The 15,443-nt window shown below is 68.2% G+C and carries 17 protein-coding genes; 7 read left to right on the top strand and 10 right to left on the bottom strand.

Annotation, left to right across the window (positions count from 1 at the left end; translation table 11 throughout):
* Positions 1 to 98 precede the first annotated feature (98 nt).
* Positions 99 to 437, bottom strand: a complete 339-nt coding sequence (locus NJQ98_RS06720; protein WP_262177248.1) for a HalOD1 output domain-containing protein — start codon at positions 435 to 437, stop codon at positions 99 to 101.
* Positions 438 to 661: 224 nt separating this feature from the next.
* The gene (locus NJQ98_RS06715) at positions 662 to 1,981 is read right to left on the bottom strand and encodes a DUF8593 domain-containing protein (protein ID WP_262177246.1); all 1,320 of its coding nucleotides are present in this window, start codon (positions 1,979 to 1,981) and stop codon (positions 662 to 664) included.
* Between the two features lie 345 nt (positions 1,982 to 2,326).
* On the opposite strand from NJQ98_RS06715, the gene NJQ98_RS06710 reads away from it, so the two are divergent.
* A complete protein-coding gene (locus NJQ98_RS06710; RefSeq protein ID WP_262177244.1) occupies positions 2,327 to 3,169 on the top strand; it encodes a hypothetical protein in 843 nt (280 codons plus the stop codon).
* Between the two features lie 245 nt (positions 3,170 to 3,414).
* Here NJQ98_RS06710 and NJQ98_RS06705 read toward each other — a convergent pair whose 3' ends face one another.
* The gene (locus tag NJQ98_RS06705) at positions 3,415 to 5,361 is read right to left on the bottom strand and encodes a GAF domain-containing protein (RefSeq protein ID WP_262177243.1); all 1,947 of its coding nucleotides are present in this window, start codon (positions 5,359 to 5,361) and stop codon (positions 3,415 to 3,417) included.
* Positions 5,362 to 5,576: 215 nt separating this feature from the next.
* Between NJQ98_RS06705 and NJQ98_RS06700 the strand changes: the two genes are divergently transcribed.
* Positions 5,577 to 5,903 carry a DUF7344 domain-containing protein gene (locus NJQ98_RS06700; protein WP_262177241.1) on the top strand — a complete coding sequence of 109 codons (327 nt, stop codon included), beginning with the start codon at positions 5,577 to 5,579 and terminating at the stop codon, positions 5,901 to 5,903.
* A gap of 3 nt (positions 5,904 to 5,906) precedes the next feature.
* On the opposite strand, the gene NJQ98_RS06695 is transcribed toward NJQ98_RS06700, so the two are convergent.
* A complete protein-coding gene (locus NJQ98_RS06695) occupies positions 5,907 to 6,170 on the bottom strand; it encodes a DUF6684 family protein (protein WP_262177239.1) in 264 nt (87 codons plus the stop codon).
* Between the two features lie 107 nt (positions 6,171 to 6,277).
* On the opposite strand from NJQ98_RS06695, the gene NJQ98_RS06690 reads away from it, so the two are divergent.
* Positions 6,278 to 6,466, top strand: coding sequence for a hypothetical protein (locus NJQ98_RS06690; RefSeq protein WP_262177237.1), 189 nt, complete (start codon positions 6,278 to 6,280; stop codon positions 6,464 to 6,466).
* Between the two features lie 8 nt (positions 6,467 to 6,474).
* On the opposite strand, the gene NJQ98_RS06685 is transcribed toward NJQ98_RS06690, so the two are convergent.
* On the bottom strand, positions 6,475 to 6,834 hold the full coding sequence (locus tag NJQ98_RS06685) for a DUF5789 family protein (protein WP_262177236.1): 360 nt from the start codon (positions 6,832 to 6,834) through the stop codon (positions 6,475 to 6,477).
* Positions 6,835 to 7,123: 289 nt separating this feature from the next.
* On the opposite strand from NJQ98_RS06685, the gene rdfA reads away from it, so the two are divergent.
* The 3 genes from rdfA to NJQ98_RS06670 all read left to right on the top strand — a co-directional run bounded on the left by rdfA (position 7,124) and on the right by NJQ98_RS06670 (position 10,368).
* Entirely contained in the window at positions 7,124 to 7,741 is a 618-nt protein-coding gene (gene rdfA / locus NJQ98_RS06680) for a rod-determining factor RdfA (protein WP_262177234.1), read from the top strand.
* A gap of 43 nt (positions 7,742 to 7,784) precedes the next feature.
* Positions 7,785 to 9,644, top strand: a complete 1,860-nt coding sequence (locus NJQ98_RS06675; protein WP_262177231.1) for an archaea-specific SMC-related protein — start codon at positions 7,785 to 7,787, stop codon at positions 9,642 to 9,644.
* Between the two features lie 247 nt (positions 9,645 to 9,891).
* A complete protein-coding gene (locus NJQ98_RS06670) occupies positions 9,892 to 10,368 on the top strand; it encodes a hypothetical protein (protein ID WP_262177229.1) in 477 nt (158 codons plus the stop codon).
* 114 nt (positions 10,369 to 10,482) lie between these two features.
* Here NJQ98_RS06670 and NJQ98_RS06665 read toward each other — a convergent pair whose 3' ends face one another.
* Entirely contained in the window at positions 10,483 to 10,656 is a 174-nt protein-coding gene (locus NJQ98_RS06665; RefSeq protein ID WP_262177227.1) for a hydrogenase maturation nickel metallochaperone HypA, read from the bottom strand.
* A complete protein-coding gene (locus NJQ98_RS06660; RefSeq protein ID WP_262177225.1) occupies positions 10,653 to 10,898 on the bottom strand; it encodes a DUF8028 family protein in 246 nt (81 codons plus the stop codon). Before NJQ98_RS06660 ends, NJQ98_RS06665 begins: the two co-directional genes overlap by 4 nt.
* A 282-nt stretch (positions 10,899 to 11,180) precedes the next feature.
* Between NJQ98_RS06660 and NJQ98_RS06655 the strand changes: the two genes are divergently transcribed.
* Entirely contained in the window at positions 11,181 to 12,365 is a 1,185-nt protein-coding gene (locus NJQ98_RS06655; RefSeq protein ID WP_262177222.1) for an outer membrane protein assembly factor BamB family protein, read from the top strand.
* A 10-nt stretch (positions 12,366 to 12,375) separates the two neighbouring features.
* Here NJQ98_RS06655 and pfkB read toward each other — a convergent pair whose 3' ends face one another.
* From pfkB to NJQ98_RS06640, 3 genes are read right to left on the bottom strand one after another with little or no spacing between them, the layout of a single operon-like run.
* Positions 12,376 to 13,272 (bottom strand): 1-phosphofructokinase, encoded by an 897-nt coding sequence (pfkB, locus tag NJQ98_RS06650; protein ID WP_262177219.1) that lies wholly within the window; start codon positions 13,270 to 13,272, stop codon positions 12,376 to 12,378.
* Positions 13,269 to 14,642 (bottom strand): aldehyde dehydrogenase family protein, encoded by a 1,374-nt coding sequence (locus NJQ98_RS06645; protein ID WP_262177216.1) that lies wholly within the window; start codon positions 14,640 to 14,642, stop codon positions 13,269 to 13,271. The genes pfkB and NJQ98_RS06645 overlap by 4 nt, the downstream gene beginning before the upstream one ends.
* A gap of 3 nt (positions 14,643 to 14,645) precedes the next feature.
* Complete coding sequence (locus NJQ98_RS06640; protein ID WP_262177213.1) at positions 14,646 to 15,434, bottom strand: class I fructose-bisphosphate aldolase; 789 nt, start codon at positions 15,432 to 15,434, stop codon at positions 14,646 to 14,648.
* Positions 15,435 to 15,443: the final 9 nt, after the last annotated feature.

Below are 15,443 nucleotides of genomic sequence, written 5' to 3'. Positions count from 1 at the left end.
TCTCTCTCACGATGGGGCATCCGATACCGGGAGTCGGTCGGTGCGTCCGTCAGTTGCCGAGGACAGGTGGAGACGGGAAAAACCCGCTTACGCTGCTTTCACCGCGTCGGCTGGGGCGTCTGCTGTGGTGGGACGATAGCTATCTGTCCGTCGCTGTGTATCGTCACCTGGTGGTCCCAGACCGTCAGCGTGAGTGTCCCGTTGACGCGCTGGGCGCCGCCGGCCCCGGGTTTGAACAGCCGGTCGAGCGCGTCGGGGTCGATGTAGTCGTACAGCGTGAAACCCGCATCCGTCACGTCGACGCCGCTGATGTCCGACAGCGCGTGTGCGAGCGTGGTCGTCAGTTCGGCCGACCCGTCGAAGTCGTGCTTGACGAAGTACGTCCCGGCCCCCTGGTGTCGGGGCGAGTGATTCGCGTGTGTCTCGTTACGATACATTGATTGTGACACCCTTCCGTTGCCTGTCGGGTAACAAAAGCTTTCTCCCCGATTGGCATCGGTCCACGGCGGTGGAAAACGCGGGGCGACTCCCGGATTACTCCGGGCTACTGGCCGGCGGTTCCGGCGCTGTGACCGGGTAGCACGACCCTATCGCGGTTCGAACCGTCCGCGGCTGGTCGTCGCTGTCGAAGGCCGCGGTCCCCGGAATCGATAGCGACGGGCTACTCCCCCTCGCGTTCCATCCGCAGGACGACCTGGTCGTCGTCGATGTAGTCGATGTGGTCGGTACCCAGCAGGTAGCTGTCGTCGTCGTGGTCGCTCCAGCCCAGCGCGGTCCTGATGCGGTCGGTTATCGACGGGTGCGGGTCGACGTACATCTGGCCGTCGTCGACGTCGACGACCATTCCGACTTCCTCGCCGTCGGGGTTGACGACGTTCTTGCCCTCGTCTTCCTCCATGGGCATGACCCTGATGTCCGCGTCGTCGGGCATCTCGGTGTCGGCGGTCGCCGCGCCGCCGGCCCCCACGGTGGCCCCCGTCGACGCGTCGGTCGCGCCAGCGAGGTCGACGCCGTACTCCGACTGTTCGACGATTTCGCTGTCGACGACGGTGTGGGAGACCGCGTCGGCGCTGACGGTCTCCGCGTCGGAGACCTGTCCCGTTATCATCTTGCTGACGGTCATCTCCTCGTCGATTGTCTGGCGACGGAGCAGGTTCGTCTCGATGATGTCGTCCTCGCGGAACTGGCTCTCGACGTGGCCGCGTTCGACGGCGGCCGCCGCCGTCTCCGGCGACTCGACGAGTTCCCCCTGCAGCACCGTCTCCGTGACCCCCGCGATGTCGACGGTCTCGCGCATCGTGTCGCTCTCGACGGTCTCGGTCCCCTCGACGTCCGTGTCGACGACCTGACTCTCGATGGTGATGCGCTCGACGACCTCGCGCGTGACCGACCACTCCTCGTCGACGTCTATCTCGACGTCGTACGGGTCGTCCAGATTGGTCCCCGGCTGGAACCAGCTCAGGTCCGTCGTCGACTCCTCGGGGGGTTCGGCGCGCGTCACCGAGCACTGTTTTACGTCCGTCGCCAGCAGGTCCACGGCGACGATATCGCTCTGGACGGTCTCGCGGCCGACTATCTCGCTTTCGACAGTGGCCTCCTCGACGACGACGTGTTCGACGACACGCCGCTCGGTTATCTCGCTCTCGACGGTCTCGCCCTCCATCAGCGCCTCCTCGACCGCCTCGCTCCCGACGGTTGCGCGGCTGATGACCGTCGACCGGTCGACGACGTCGATGTCATCGGTCGACTCGCCGCTCCGGACTACGACCATCCCCTGGTCCCGTAGCTCACCTTCGAACTCCGTCCAGTCTATCTCCTGGTGGTCCGCGTGCATCTCGTCCTCCGAGACAACTTCGAGCCGCGGGTCGTCCCCGGCGTCCCGGCGGACCGGGACCATGGTGTGTGTCCCGGCCCACGACCGAATCGTGTCGGCGTCTGTCGTTACCTGGCTCTCCGTGTTCGGGTCTCTATCTTGTGACATCAGTGACAGTTCGGGCTTCTGGCCTTTAATTCCACGGACAGATATAGCCGGTAATCGGCGTATTACCGACTCGAAACCCGACTTTAGCGGAGCGTAGGCCGCCCTACATCTCCCGTCAACGGCTACCCGTGGCGAGCGCGGACGTTCGTAGTCTACTCTCGACACTGGTCGAGGTCACTGTCGACAGCGAAAAGCGGGGCCGCGCTCCGGGTGTCGCGCGGGTGTTGTGGCGCCGGCGGCAGGGCACGCTCAGACAGCGGCGACCCTGTCACACACGGCGGCGCGCTCGATGGCTATGCGGCGTGAGACCGTTCAGTATTCCTCGGACTGCTGTTTCTGGGACCGTTGCCGGAGCTGGAGGCCGCTCTGCTGGGACGGCTGTTGGCTGGTGTGTTGGAGGTTGCTCTGCTGGGACGGCTGCTGGCTCTGCTGGCCCTGGGGCTGTCGGGACTGCTGTTGGCTCTGCTGGCCCTGTGGCTGCTGGAACTGCCGGGACTGCTGGTGCTGCTGGCGCTGTTGTCCCTGCGGCTGCTGGGACTGCTGGTATGGCTGCTGGCTCTGCTGGCCCTGGGGCTGTCGGGACTGCTGCTGTGGCTGTCGGGACCGCTGGTGCTGTTGACTCTGGTGGCCCTGATGCTGGTGGCTCTGCTGGCCCTGGGGCTGTTGGAACTGCTGCTGTGGCTGCTGTTGGCTCTGTTGTCCCTGTGGTTGCTGTTGGTGCTGCTGGCCCTGGTGACCCATCTGCTGTGGCTGCTGGCGCTGCTGGTTCTGCTGATGCTGCTGTGGCTGCTGATGCTGGTGGCTCTGCTGGCCCTGGGGCTGTCGGGACTGCTGGTATGGCTGCTGTCCCTGGTGCTGCTGGCCCTGGTGACCCATCTGCTGTGGCTGCTGGCGCTGCTGGTTCTGTTGATGTTGCTGTCCCTGCTGGTGTTGCATCCCCTGGGACTGCTGGCGGCCGCTCCCCTGGCTGTGTGGCTGGAACTGGCTTGTCAGCCGCTGTGTCGACTCGTGCCCGAAGATACCGCTCTGTCCGAGGCCCTGCTCCTCTGTGAGACCCTGGCTCTGCTGGCCGGACCGCTCGGTGTGCTGCTGGTCGTGCTGCTGCTGCCCTTGCTGCTGATTTCCTTGGTAGTTCATAGTTCGGTAGTGGGGGACGGCGGTGACACCCCGACGGCGCCCGCCCGGTGACCTGACCGTCGGGCTATCCGACGCTGTGGGCCTGGTGACGGTACCCGTCGGCACCCCGCCGCTGCTCCCGTCCGACGCAATGACTGGCCTTGATAAACCCGTTGCGACAGTTCAGACCCGTATACGCCCACTACCCGGTGCAAGACAGCGCTACTCGTCGGTTTCGGGATTTAGGGTGCTGTCCGGAAAACGGCGTTCGAGACCGAGGCCCGGACGGTACTCCCGACACTGACCGTCCGCGTCAGTCACAGGAGCGCCGGGACCAGCGTGTCGAAGACGTTTTTCTCCGCTTTCCGGAGATGCTGGTGGAAGGTCGGCGGTGAGATGCCGAGCGAGTGGGCGACGTCCTCGCCGGACACCGGGCGGGGCCACTCGAAAAAGCCCGCGCGGTAGGCGGCTCTGAGGACGGCCGACTGTCGGTCGGTCAGTTCCGCGCCGATTTCGAGCGTCGTCGTCTGTATCCGCTCCCGCGTGGTCTGGCGCCGGGTCAGCATCTCGGCGCCGGGATACACCGTCTGGACCGTCTCGATGACGCTCCGTACGTCCCCGCCCGGCGGGAGCTGGAGCGTCATGTGGGCCCGCCCGTCCTCGACTCCGGCCTCCACGATACCGCCGCCGGCGTTCGCCAGGGCCGTAAGCACCGGCGGGTCCCGGAGCCGCGCCTCGAAGCTGGCCCGTCCCTCGCTGTCCCAGTCGTGTATCTCGGCCCCCGTCCAGTGGTCCAGCCGGTCGCCGACGGCCGTAATCAGCTCGGCGGCGTCCCGGGTCACCGTCCCGTACAGCAGATACTCGCCGTCGGAAACCGGAATCGTATCATCGACGGTCACCGTCCCGCTGCCGTCGTCGACGCCGAGGAGAGCGCCGATATCCCCCAGGTGAAAGCCCAGTTCGGTCACCGTATCGCTCAACAGCGCACGCTTGCGCTCGGCGGCCGCGATGGCGTGGCCGACGATTTCGCCGAGCTGTGTGATGACGGTCTTTTCGCGACCGGTGATGCCCGCCGGTCGGTCGGCGTAGACGTTCAGGACGCCGTAGACGGCCCCCTCGTGGACGATGGGAATGGCGGCCGAGGACTGGTAGCCGTACTCGTCGGCGTGGTCGCGCCACGGCTCGTAGTCCGGGTCCGTCCGGATGTGGTCGGAGGTCTGCGTCTCGCCGGTCAGAAACGCCCGTCCCGTGGGCCCGTCACTCCGTTCGTCGTCCGGGTCGACCGAGATAGTGGTCCCGTCGAGGTAGTCGTCGACGCCGGCCTCGGCTCTGAGCCGGACCCTCTGTGACCGGTGGTCGACGTCGCCGATCCAGGCGAACTCGTAGGAGTCGCTCGCGGCCAGGTGCTCACAGACGACTGACTCGATTTCGCTCCGGGTCGACTGGTCGATGACGGCGTCCGTGGTCACGCGGACGACCGACTGGAGGTTGGTCAGCGCGGCGAGTTGCTTGCGCTGACTGACCAGCGCCGCCTCGCCTTCGCGCCTGGTTATCGCCGACGCCAGGATGTTCGCGACCGACTGGACGAAGTTCACGTCGTAGGCGCCGAAGGACCGCCGCTCGGTGTCGTGGGTGCCGAGGATTCCCCACGGCTCCTCGGCGGTCCCGATGATGACGCTGATGCCGCTTGTGACGTTGTGGCTTCTCAGCAGGTCGGGGCCGCTGAACCGGCGCTCGGTCTGTAGGTCGTCGACGACAATCGGTTCGTCGGTGGCCAGTGTGTGGGCCGCCTGTGAGTCGTCGTCGGTCGCCGACACCGTGGCGGAACCGGCGATGCCGTCCCGCCAGCCGACGCCGGTCCGAAGCAGCAACGACTCGCCGTCCTCGGCCAGGTCCAGGACCTTGCAGTAGTCGGTCCCCAGGGTCTCGGTGACGCCTTCACAGGCCAGCTGCAGGACCGACTCGATGTCGTGGTCCGCGAGCGCGTACTGTCCCAGCTCCGCCACGACCTCCTGCTGACGGACGCGCCGTTCGAGGTCGGCCGTCGGCTCGCTGTCCCGCCACCAGATGCGGCCTTTGGCCCCCACTTTCTTCGTCTTCAACAGCCCCCGCTCCGACAGCCGCGTGAGACGCTCGTACGTGCTTCGCCGCGACACCGACAGCTCGCTCGCCACCTCGCTCGTCGTCAGCGGTGTCCCCGCTCCGGGCCGGTCGAACACCGCCAGCGTCTCCTGCAGCTGCGTGGACACTCCCTGGAAATCCATACTGATTGTCAGGTCGGCGCGCGCTTGAACCTTCCGTTGTCGGGAACTGTCCAGTGCGTGGCCGGCGACGCCGCCTGGGCGCTTTCAGCCCGCTGTACGACGGGGCCGCCCCTCTCGGGGACCGAACGGGTGGCCGCCGGCCCTAGCCGTTTAGGCCGAGTACATTACTCTGTCCTGGCACTTGTGGAGATACCGGACGCCCCGGAACCGAACACATGAACTCCCACCACAGCCTCTCCGACCTCGACGAACCGACACGCCATCGCCTGCTCGCAGACGGACAGCGACGGCTCGTTATCGAGTCGCTGGACACGGCGACCGGCGGCGTCGATACGACACTCGAAGACATCGCGGTCCACCTCGAACGGGAGGCGGAACGGACCGGCGACGAGTCCGTCGGGTGCCCGGCGGCCCTCCGCTGTCGCCTCCATCACGTCCATCTCCCGATGCTGGACGACCTGGGACTGTTGGCGTACGACGCGGCGACGAAGCGTGTCTCCCCCGAACGCCGGGAAGTGGCCGCCGCCGGCAAGTCGGCCTGACGGTCACTCCCCTGCTTCGGCGCCCGCGATGGCCTGCGCCGAGACGTACGTCAGCAGCGCCAACAGGAGAAACGGGAACAGGGTCAGAAAGTGCATGAGCACGAACATCACCGGGTCCCACTCCCAGGGCTGAAACACGGTGTACAGCCCGACGAAGAACAGCAAAATCCCCATCGGGATGAGATTCACCATCACGTCCAGAAGCGTCTCCATGTCGGCCCAGTCCCGCTGTGTGCCGGCGTCCGAACGGACGGGTTCGTCGGCCATGTCCGATGTACGCGCCGGGCACCGAAAAGTATTATCAGTGACACTTATTCCCCGCCGATGAAATATCACTGGCACATACTTTTCGGCCGACCGGTCGACGTGTCGGTATGGCGGCCCCACCCGTAGCGACCGTCGAGGACACGTACTGGTACCTCATCGGTCTCATCCTCCTGCTCGCGCTCGTCGCGCTCCTGTACCTCCTCGCTGTCGTTCTGGGGTATCTCCCGGACCCGACCTCGCTCCTCTATCTGGGACCGACCGCCGGGCCCGGACTCGCCGGCGGAGGACCGGTCTGAGGTGGCGCTTACAGCGACTGGTCGCTCTCCGCCTCGCCGTCCTCGTCCGGGAGCGACCCCCCGCGGTCGCTGTAGTCGGTCCGGCCGACGGCGCGGTCCCCGACCATGTTGAGAACGGCCTGCCGGACCGCCTCGGGGGAGTCGTACTCAATGGTGTCCGTCTCCTCGGCGGACTCCTGCTCGGCGAGCACGCTCGCGAGCGTCACCTCGCCGTCGGCCAGGTCCAGGGTCTCCTCGCCGTGCTCCGCCAAGAGCTGCTCCTGTGTCGTCGGATACTCTACCTGCTCCAGCGCCGCGTTCAGCTCCCCGAATTCGACGCCCTGCTCCCGTGACTCCTCGGTCTCCGCGTCGGAACTGTCGTTCGACATACACTATCTACCGCCACCAGGTTCAAGGGCGTTATGCCGGCGGTTCCTCGCACACGATAAATTTAACACCAGTATCGATGTTACGAAGAACGCGACAGCGCGCGATGTTCTGCGCGCTCGAAAACCGGTCGTGCTGTCGGTCGCCGGCGAGTAAGCCGGTCCTATCGCCGGATGGGGACCGCAGTCGTACGCACCTGGGAACGACACAACGCATAAGTAGGGACTAGAGGCAACGTGGTGGTGTGATAGGATGTCCCGACGCGTACGACCGCGCCGCCGCGCTCGACCGATGAGCGACGGCGACCGCGTCTCGGGGGCCTGCTCGTGCAAGCTCGGTCGAACGGCCGGAAAGTACGGACTCGACGGCCTCGACGAGCGGTTGCGCGAGCGCCGGGCGGACGGCGCCAGCCTCCGCCGTCTGGAGACCGTCGTGAACGAGGCGGTCCTCCAGGCGGCCCTGGAGGGGGCCGACACCGACGTGCTCCGGGACGCCGCCTCCATCTACCGGAACCTCACCGGCGAGGACGTCAGCGCGGGCGTGCGGACGGAGACGGAGGCCTGGCTGTCGCGCGTCGGCGTCGACCCGGCCGAACTCGACCGCGACTTCGTCTCCTACCAGACGGTCCGCAGCCACTTCCGGGAGTGTCTCGGCGTCGACACCGCCCGGGAGCGCTCGCTGTCCGTCGACGACGCCGAGGGGACCATCGAGTGGGCCCGCTCCCGGAGCCAGGGTATCGTCGGCCGGACCATCGAGCGACTGGACGGCACCGACGGGTTCCACTGTGGCTCCGTCGACGTGACCACCGTCGTCCGCGTCTCCTGTGCGGACTGCGGGGGGAGCTACCCCGTCGAGCGGTTCCTCGACCGGGGCGGCTGTGACTGCGAGACGGACGCCCAGACCCAGTGAGGCCATCGACAGTGAACTCCCAACACAGCGGACACGGTGAACGATGACGGACAGAGAGACGACAGTGACCGTCGAGAACCTGGGCGGTATCGAGTCGGCGACGGTGCGCCTGTCCCCGGGCGTGACCGTTCTCGCCGGCCGGAACGCGACCAACCGGACCTCGCTCCTGCGGGCCATCGGCGCCGCGCTGGGCGGCTCTACGGGGGCGCTGAAAGCCGACGCCGACCGGGGCTCGGTGACGCTGGAACTCGACGGCACCGACTACACCCGGACCTTCGAGCGGGACGGCGAGACCGTCCGCGTGGGCGGGGACCCCTATTCCGACGAGGCGATGCTCGTCGACCAGTACGGCTGCCTGCTGGCCGACAACCCGGCCCGCAGAGCGGTCGCGCGGGGCGACACCGAGGCGCTCCGGTCGTTCATCATGGCGCCCGTCGACACGGACGAACTGGAGGCGACCATACGGCGGACCCGGCGGGACATCGAGTCACTCCGGGAGGACCGGGCGGCGGCCGAGCGAACGGCCGAACGCCGCTCGCCACTCGAACGGCAGCTGGCCGACCACCGCGAGGCCCTCGCCGACACCACCGAGGAGCTCGACGCCGTCCGGGCGGCCGTAGAAGACGCCGAGACCGACGCCGGGGCCGTCGAACGGGCCGAGGACGCCGCCGACGAGCTCACGGACGTCCGAGGGAGCTACGAGCGCGTCCGGGACCGGCTGGAGACACAGCGGGACGCCGTCGCCTCGCTGCGCGAGGAACGCGACGAGGTGCGCGCCGAACTGGACGAGCTGTCGGTCCCGGACGTGGACCCCGACCGCGCCGAAGCCGAGATCGAGCGCCTGCAGCGCCGCGTTCGGGACCTCGAAACCACGATATCGAGCCTCCTCTCCATCGTGGAGTTCAACGAACAGGTGACCGGGGACGGGGAGCTGCCGGGCGTCGAGGACAGCACAACCGAGACAGTCGAGTGCTGGACCTGCGGGACGACCGTCGGCCGGGGGGCGATAGACGACCAGCTCGATGACCTCCGGGCGGTCGTCGACGAGAAGCGGGCCGAACGCAACGAGCTCCGTTCGACGCTCGAATCCAGGCGCGCAGACCTCTCAGACCGTCGGGAGGCGACCGACCGGCGCGAGGCGCTGGAGGACGAACTGGACGACATCGAAGCCGAGATAGCCGACCGCGAGGGGACGGTCGCGGAGCTTTCGACCCGGGCCGAGGAGCTGCACGACCGCATCGAGGAGCTGGAGGAAAGCGCCGAGGGGCTTCGGGGGAGCGACCTGCTCGAACAGTACCGCCGCCGGTCGGAGCTGGAGTACGAGCGCGGACAGCTCGAAGAGCAGATAGCGTCCGTCGAGGCCGAACTGGAGACGGTCCGGGAGGCGGAGTCACGACTGACGGACATCGAGTCGCGGCTCGACGAGCGCGAGAGCGAACTCGAACGCGCCCGCACCCGCGTCGAATCGCTCGAACGGTCGGCGGTCGAGACGTTCAACGACCACATGGAGACGGTCCGGGCCGCGCTCGGGTACGAGAACATCGAGCGGGTGTGGATCGAGCGCACGGTGGCGGACGACGAAAGCGAGTTCGCCCTCCACGTGGTCCGGGCGACGGCCGATGACGTCGTCTACGAGGACACCCTGAGCCACCTCTCGGAGTCGGAACGCGAGGTCATCGGCCTCGTCGTCGCGCTGGCGGGCTATCTCGTTCACGACGTCCACGAGACGGTGCCGGTGATGGTGCTCGACTCGCTGGAGGCCATCGACGCCGACCGCATCGCCGCGCTGGTCGAGTACTTCGCGGACTTCCCCGACCACCTCGTCGTCGCGCTTCTGCCGGAGGACGCTCAGGCGGTGACCGGCGAGTACGACCGCGTCGAGATGGGCGGCGCCCGGCCTTGACTGTCGCGGGCCGCCCGACCGCCGGGCCGTCGTATCGGAACTCGAACTAATATGCAAATCTGATACTACCTGTCGCCCAATCCTCCATAGTCGCCCCCGCATGGCCCGAGCGCAACCGTGGCATCGCCCGTTACTCACGGCGCTCGGCTGGCGTCTCAGCCTGCAGGTGACTCCCCGTATTTGTGCGTCTGCGGGTGTCTACACCGGTGGACCACAGGTTGAAATGGATGGCCGGAAAAGTGTGGGTGTGAATACCGAGCAGATAACTGCCGCCGATATCATCGACTGGAACTCGCTCGGCGACATCGTGGCGTCGTTCGAGAAACGGGGACTGGAGCCACGGCCGAGCATGGGCGCCCAGAACGAGCGGTTGCTCGGTATCGGCAACGACGAGTACATCGTGATAATCGAGGCCAAGCCCGACGAATCCGCCGACGACTACCAGCCCGAGAGCACGTCCCGCCACACCCACATCGTCGCGTCGGAGGGGTACGACAGGTTCACGTTCGTCTCGCGCATCCGCAGCTGGGAGGAACAGAAGCGCGGAAACGTCAAGTACCAGCAGATGTCCTTCGAGAAGGATGCGCTCCGACAGGGCCTCGAAAACGAGGCCGAGGTCCTCCGGAACATAAACGCCATCCAGTACCAGTCGTCGACGCCGCCGTTCGAACGGGTCCGGCAAGGGTCGAAGCGCGCGCTCACGTACGTCCGAAATCTGATTTAGATGGTACGGTAACTGATACGACGCGAGTTACCCTTCTATCCTGATAGAAACTATCGCCGGTCGTTGGGAGAGGACTCTCGTGTCCGGCGGTCGGGACGACCACCCGGAGTGGAGTCAGACCTGTGGCTGGTCGACCACGGGGTCCCCACAGCTGGGACACAGCAGGCGGCGCCTGGCCGTCCGGTCGTCGCCGATCCAGTCGCCGTCGAGCGGGCTCTCGTGGCCGCAGGCCGGGCAGAACAGCCGGGTCTTGGCGGGACGTTGCTCGGTTCTGTGTTCGAGTGTCATCTGGTGGGAGTGTAGGAGTGGCCGATGGCGGCACAGCAGACGTTCAGGACGACGAGTGCAACGAGGACGAGTGGGGCGGCCGTGGCGACGCCCGAGAGCAGGGCGGCGAGGATGACGAGCGGGAGCGGGATGCTCGCCCAGAAGGCCGCGCCGCTGACAGCGGTCCGGGCCTTGCCGACCAGGGCGTCGACGTCGGCGGCGCGGGCGGGTAGTCGGGTGGTGGAGGGTTCGTGCGTGGACATTGGTTCGTCGCGTATCCGTTCCATCACCCCGTATCCACATATAAATGCCAGACCCCTAGCACGGATTCAGGACTGTTCACCGAAACGCCCGCGTTTCAACCGATTTTACGCCTCGAATCCAGACCATATTGCGGGTTCAGGTAGACGGAGACCTTTTATTGGCGGCTCTGAGGCCTTCGTTTCGATTCCTGACTTTCGGCGTGTATTCCGCACTGTTCCCGTGGTGAGTCCGGCCGTCGTGTATCGAATGGCTTTATTTCGGGTGCCACGGAACAGGTCTCCATGCCCTGGCGACAGACGCGGCGACGGTATCTCGCGACGCTCGGCGCGGCCGGGGCGGCCGCGCTGGCCGGCTGTTCCAACGATTCCGAAAACCGGACCCCGACCGGCGACCCCTCCATCCCCGCGGACATCGGCCACTGGCCGATGTTCGGACACAACGCCGCCAACACCGGCGTGGCGGCCGAGGAGACCGGTCCGACGACGAACGTCATCAGCCAGTGGGGGTATTCGACAGGGGCACAGGTCTTCAGCTCCCCGGCAGTCGTCGACGGCAGCGTCTACGTCGGGAGCAACGACAACGCGGTCCACGCCCTCTCAGCCGTCGACGGTGCCCGGCAGTGGCGCTTCGAAACCGACGGCCTGGTCCGCTCGTCGCCGGCGGTGGCGGACGGGACCGTCTACGTCGGCAGTTTCGACGGCTACCTGTACGCCCTCTCGGCCGGGACCGGCAGCGAGGAGTGGCGCTTCGAGGCGGGCGGCTCGGACAACCCGCTGGTCGACCGCCTGCCGGTCCGGGCCTCGCCGACGGTCGCGGACGGGACCGTCTACGTCGGCAGCGACAGCGGCACCGTCAGCGCCGTCGCGACCGACGGGACCGAGCAGTGGTCCGCGGACACCGGCGGGGCGGTAGTGACGACGCCGGCAGTGGCGGACGGGACCGTCTACGTCGGCGACGACGGGGGGACGGTCACCGCGCTGGCGGCGGGCGACGGGACCGAGCAGTGGACCGCCGACCTCGGCGGCGCGGTCATCGGCTCGCCGGCGGTGGCTGACGGGACCGTCTACGTCGGGACCGACGGGGGCGATGTCGTCGCCCTGTCGACGTCTGACGGGACCGAGCGGTGGCGCTACGGGACGGACGCGCCGGTCCACACCTCGCCCGCCGTCGACGGCGACACGGTGTACGTCGGCGACGGGACCGACGTCACCGCACTCGCTGCGGGCGACGGGGCCCACCAGTGGTCGACCGGTACCGGCGACACCGTGCGCTCTTCGCCGTCGGTCGCCGGCGGCAACGTCTACGTCGGCAGCAACGACAACAAGCTGTATATCCTCTCGGCTGGCGACGGCACCGTCCAGTGGGAGCTGCCGGCTGGCGGCCCGATAGCCGCGTCGCCGGCCGTGGTGGACAACGTCGTCTTCGTCGCCGGCGACAGCGATATCCACGGGATGACCGCTCCCTGAAAATCGGATCTCAGACCGGTTCGACGCCGCTCGCGTTCGGTTCGGGCAACTCCGGGATGGCCGTTCCCGGCGTCGACACTGCGGCGCTGGCGGCGACGACGCCAGTGTGCAGGGCGGTCGCCTCGTCCGCGCCAGCGTCGATGGCCGCCAGGACCCCGGAGAGCAGCGCGTCGCCCGCGCCCACGGTGTCGACGACCTCGCAGTCGATAGCCGGCTCGTGGACGACGCCGTTCTCGCTCACGAGGACGGCCCCGTCGGCGCCCAGCGACGCGACGACGCGGTCGAACCCCTGTTTTCGAAGCGCCTGTGCGGCGTCGATGGCCGAATCGACGTCGGTGACCGACAGGCCCGTCGCCGCCTCCAGCTCCGGCGCGTTCGGTTTACAGAGGGCGTATTCGGCGTCTAGCTCGGCCAGCAGCGGCCCGTCGACGTCGACGACGGTCTCCCAGGGGCCGGCCTCGGCGAGCCGGTCGATGGCGTCGGTGTCCAGTCCCGGTGGGAGGCTCCCGGCGACGACGACCGTCTCGGGCGACAGCGACGACAGCCGCTCGACGATGGCCCCGACCTCGGCCGCCGAGACCGTCGGGCCGCGCTGGTTGAGCTTGTACTCCCCGTCGGTCGCGAGGACGGTCGAGTTGAGCCGTGTCGTCCCGTCGATGTCGACGAAGCGCGCGTCGATGCCGTCCGACGCGAGCCGCTCGGTGACGAACTGGCCGAGGAATCCGCCGAGCACGCCGGTCGCGACCGTCTCGGTCCCCATCGCGGTGAGGTACTTCGAGACGTTGATGCCCTTCCCGCCGGCGTCGAACTGGGCGTCGTCGACCCGGATGACCTCGTCGGGCGTGAGCGGCTGGTCGGTCCTGACCGTCTGGTCGACGGCCGGGTTGAGTGTGACAGTAGCTATCATAGCGTTCGCACCCGCTTCGTTCGCGTCAGACGACTGATTGCGGCCCTGGCGGCTTCGGCGTCGAGTCCGACGCGTCGGGTCCCCCCGTCGTCGGCGCCGGACCCGTAAATCTCGATGAGCCCCGCATCGACGGCGTCGGCCACGTCCATCGCAAGGCTGTGGCGGTCGGTGAACACGCGTGCGAGACCGACCGGCCCGGTCTCGGTCACCAGGCGGAGCGCCGTGGCCGTCGACCCGAACGGCGTCACCGGAACGACCGGCCCGGCGACCGGCTCGCGCCGCAGCGACGACTCCCGCGGCACGTCCGCGAGCACGGTCGGCTGGCAGACGCGGCCGTCGACCTCGCCGCCGCGGACCAGTCTGGCTCCGGCGGCGACGGCGTCGTCGACCTGCCGCTCGAACTGCCGGGCCGTGGCGCCGTCGGCCAGCGGGCCGACGACTGTCGACTCATCGAAGGGGTCGCCTGCCACCCAGTCGGCCATGCGCTCGTCGATGCGCTCGACGAGGGCGTCCTGCACCGATTCGTGGGCGATGACACAGTCCGCGCCGGCGAGTCGGCTGTCGACCGCACTCGGACCGCCCTCGGTGAGCGCGGTCGCGGCCGCGTCGAGGTCCGCGTCGGGGAAGACGAGCGTCGCCGTCCCGCCGCCGAGCCACTGCTCGAACCGCGTGACGCCGTCGGGCTCCCCGGCGAGGACCGCGTCGGCCGTCCGCGCTTCGGGGGCGTCGGCGTCGGCCGTCGTGGGGACGAAACCCACGCCCCCGGTCGGGACCGTCGCCCGGACCGCCTCGGCGAACAGCGAGACGGTCACGGCGGCCGTCGGCGGCGGCGTGAGGACGACGGCGTTGCCGGCACCGAGCGCGGGGGCCACCTGCAGCGCCGCCTTCGCGAGCGGCGCGCGGCCGCTCGGTCGGCAGCGGACGACCCCCAGCGGGGCCGCCGCCACCAGCGAGTTGTCCCCCTCGCGGGTCGAGGTCGTCCAGGTGCGGTACTTGCCGGTGAGCGACCTGAGGGTGTCGGCGACCCGGTCGAACTGCTCGGCCGCCGCAGCGACCTCCGCCCGGGCGCTCGTCACCGGCACGCCGGACTCCCGGACCAGCGCGTCCGCAAGCGCCGGCTTTCGGTCGCGGAGGTCGGCCGCGATGCGCTCACACCAGCCCGCACGGCCCGCGACGGCCGTCTCCCGGACGGACCGCCGGGCGGCATCCGCGCCCGCCAGCGCGCCGGTCACGGTCCCCTCGTCGCCGACCTCGACCGTGGCGAAGGCGTCCCCGGTCGCGCTGTCTCTGATGTCCACTGTTTCGCCCACGGCGAGGGGTTCCCCCTCGACGACGGGCCGGACGTGATGCTCCGTCTGTGCGGCGCTCATCCGTTACCCCTCCAGGACGTCGTCGGCCGTCGCCTCCTCGAAGACGACCCCTTCGAGTTTATCGAGGATGGCGTAGGGGTCCTCGCGCTGCCAGACGTTGCGGCCGACCGCGAGCCCGGAGACGCCGACGTCCATGCAGTCCTCGACGAGTTCGAGGAAGTCGCGGTCGGATGTCTTCGACCCGCCCGACAGGAGGACGCGGTTGTCGGCGGCCGACTCGACGGCGTGGGCCATCGCCTCCTTGCTCCGGGGGTATTTGACCTTCGTGAAGTCCGCCCCCAGTTCCAGGCCCAGGCGGGCCGCGTAGGCGATGATGGACTCGCTGCGATGTGACTTGACGGCCTGGCCGCGCGGGTACGACCACATGGCGATGGGGAGGTCGTGGTCACGGGCGGCCTCTTGGACCGGACGGAAGTCCTCGAACATCTCCGGCTCCTTGTTGACGCCGGGGTAGATGGTGTAGCCGATGGCGTCGGCGCCGAGTTCAGCGGCGTAATCGACGGACCAGTTCTGGGGCGAGTAGGGGTCGCCCATCCAGAGGTCCGAACTGCCGTTGAGCTTCGCCAGCAGGTTCACGTCGTCCTCGTAGCTGGGGTAGTAGGTCTCGGCGAGCCCCTTCCCAACTGCGAGGGCCGTGACGGCGTCGTGGGTCGCCATCTCGAACACCTCTCGGGGGTCGAGGCGCTCCTCGACGCCGCTGAACTGCTTCGGGCCGTGTTCGAGCCCGTGGTCGTGAGCGAGCACTAGCGTCTTGTCGTTGCGGACGAGCGATGAGTCGGTGAAATCGTACATGTGTGTCTG

The sequence above is a fragment of the Haloarcula laminariae genome, assembly GCF_025457605.1.
GTDB classification, from domain to species: Archaea; Halobacteriota; Halobacteria; order Halobacteriales; family Haloarculaceae; genus Haloarcula; species Haloarcula laminariae.
This window is presented reverse-complemented; position numbering and strand designations above follow the sequence as displayed.

Bases quoted from the DNA above. Each gene is read 5' to 3' on its own strand.
- pfkB (WP_262177219.1), bottom strand. From the start codon at position 13,272: ATGATAGCTACTGTCACACTCAACCCGGCCGTCGACCAGACGGTCAGG.
- NJQ98_RS06705 (WP_262177243.1), bottom strand. From the start codon at position 5,361: ATGGATTTCCAGGGAGTGTCCACGCAGCTGCAGGAGACGCTGGCGGTG.
- NJQ98_RS06645 (WP_262177216.1), bottom strand. From the start codon at position 14,642: ATGAGCGCCGCACAGACGGAGCATCACGTCCGGCCCGTCGTCGAGGGG.
- NJQ98_RS06700 (WP_262177241.1), top strand. From the start codon at position 5,577: ATGAACTCCCACCACAGCCTCTCCGACCTCGACGAACCGACACGCCAT.
- NJQ98_RS06690 (WP_262177237.1), top strand. From the start codon at position 6,278: ATGGCGGCCCCACCCGTAGCGACCGTCGAGGACACGTACTGGTACCTC.
- NJQ98_RS06715 (WP_262177246.1), bottom strand. From the start codon at position 1,981: ATGTCACAAGATAGAGACCCGAACACGGAGAGCCAGGTAACGACAGAC.
- rdfA (WP_262177234.1), top strand. From the start codon at position 7,124: ATGAGCGACGGCGACCGCGTCTCGGGGGCCTGCTCGTGCAAGCTCGGT.
- NJQ98_RS06655 (WP_262177222.1), top strand. From the start codon at position 11,181: ATGCCCTGGCGACAGACGCGGCGACGGTATCTCGCGACGCTCGGCGCG.
- NJQ98_RS06665 (WP_262177227.1), bottom strand. From the start codon at position 10,656: ATGACACTCGAACACAGAACCGAGCAACGTCCCGCCAAGACCCGGCTG.
- NJQ98_RS06660 (WP_262177225.1), bottom strand. From the start codon at position 10,898: ATGTCCACGCACGAACCCTCCACCACCCGACTACCCGCCCGCGCCGCC.
- NJQ98_RS06675 (WP_262177231.1), top strand. From the start codon at position 7,785: ATGACGGACAGAGAGACGACAGTGACCGTCGAGAACCTGGGCGGTATC.
- NJQ98_RS06685 (WP_262177236.1), bottom strand. From the start codon at position 6,834: ATGTCGAACGACAGTTCCGACGCGGAGACCGAGGAGTCACGGGAGCAG.
- NJQ98_RS06720 (WP_262177248.1), bottom strand. From the start codon at position 437: ATGTATCGTAACGAGACACACGCGAATCACTCGCCCCGACACCAGGGG.
- NJQ98_RS06640 (WP_262177213.1), bottom strand. From the start codon at position 15,434: ATGTACGATTTCACCGACTCATCGCTCGTCCGCAACGACAAGACGCTA.
- NJQ98_RS06695 (WP_262177239.1), bottom strand. From the start codon at position 6,170: ATGGCCGACGAACCCGTCCGTTCGGACGCCGGCACACAGCGGGACTGG.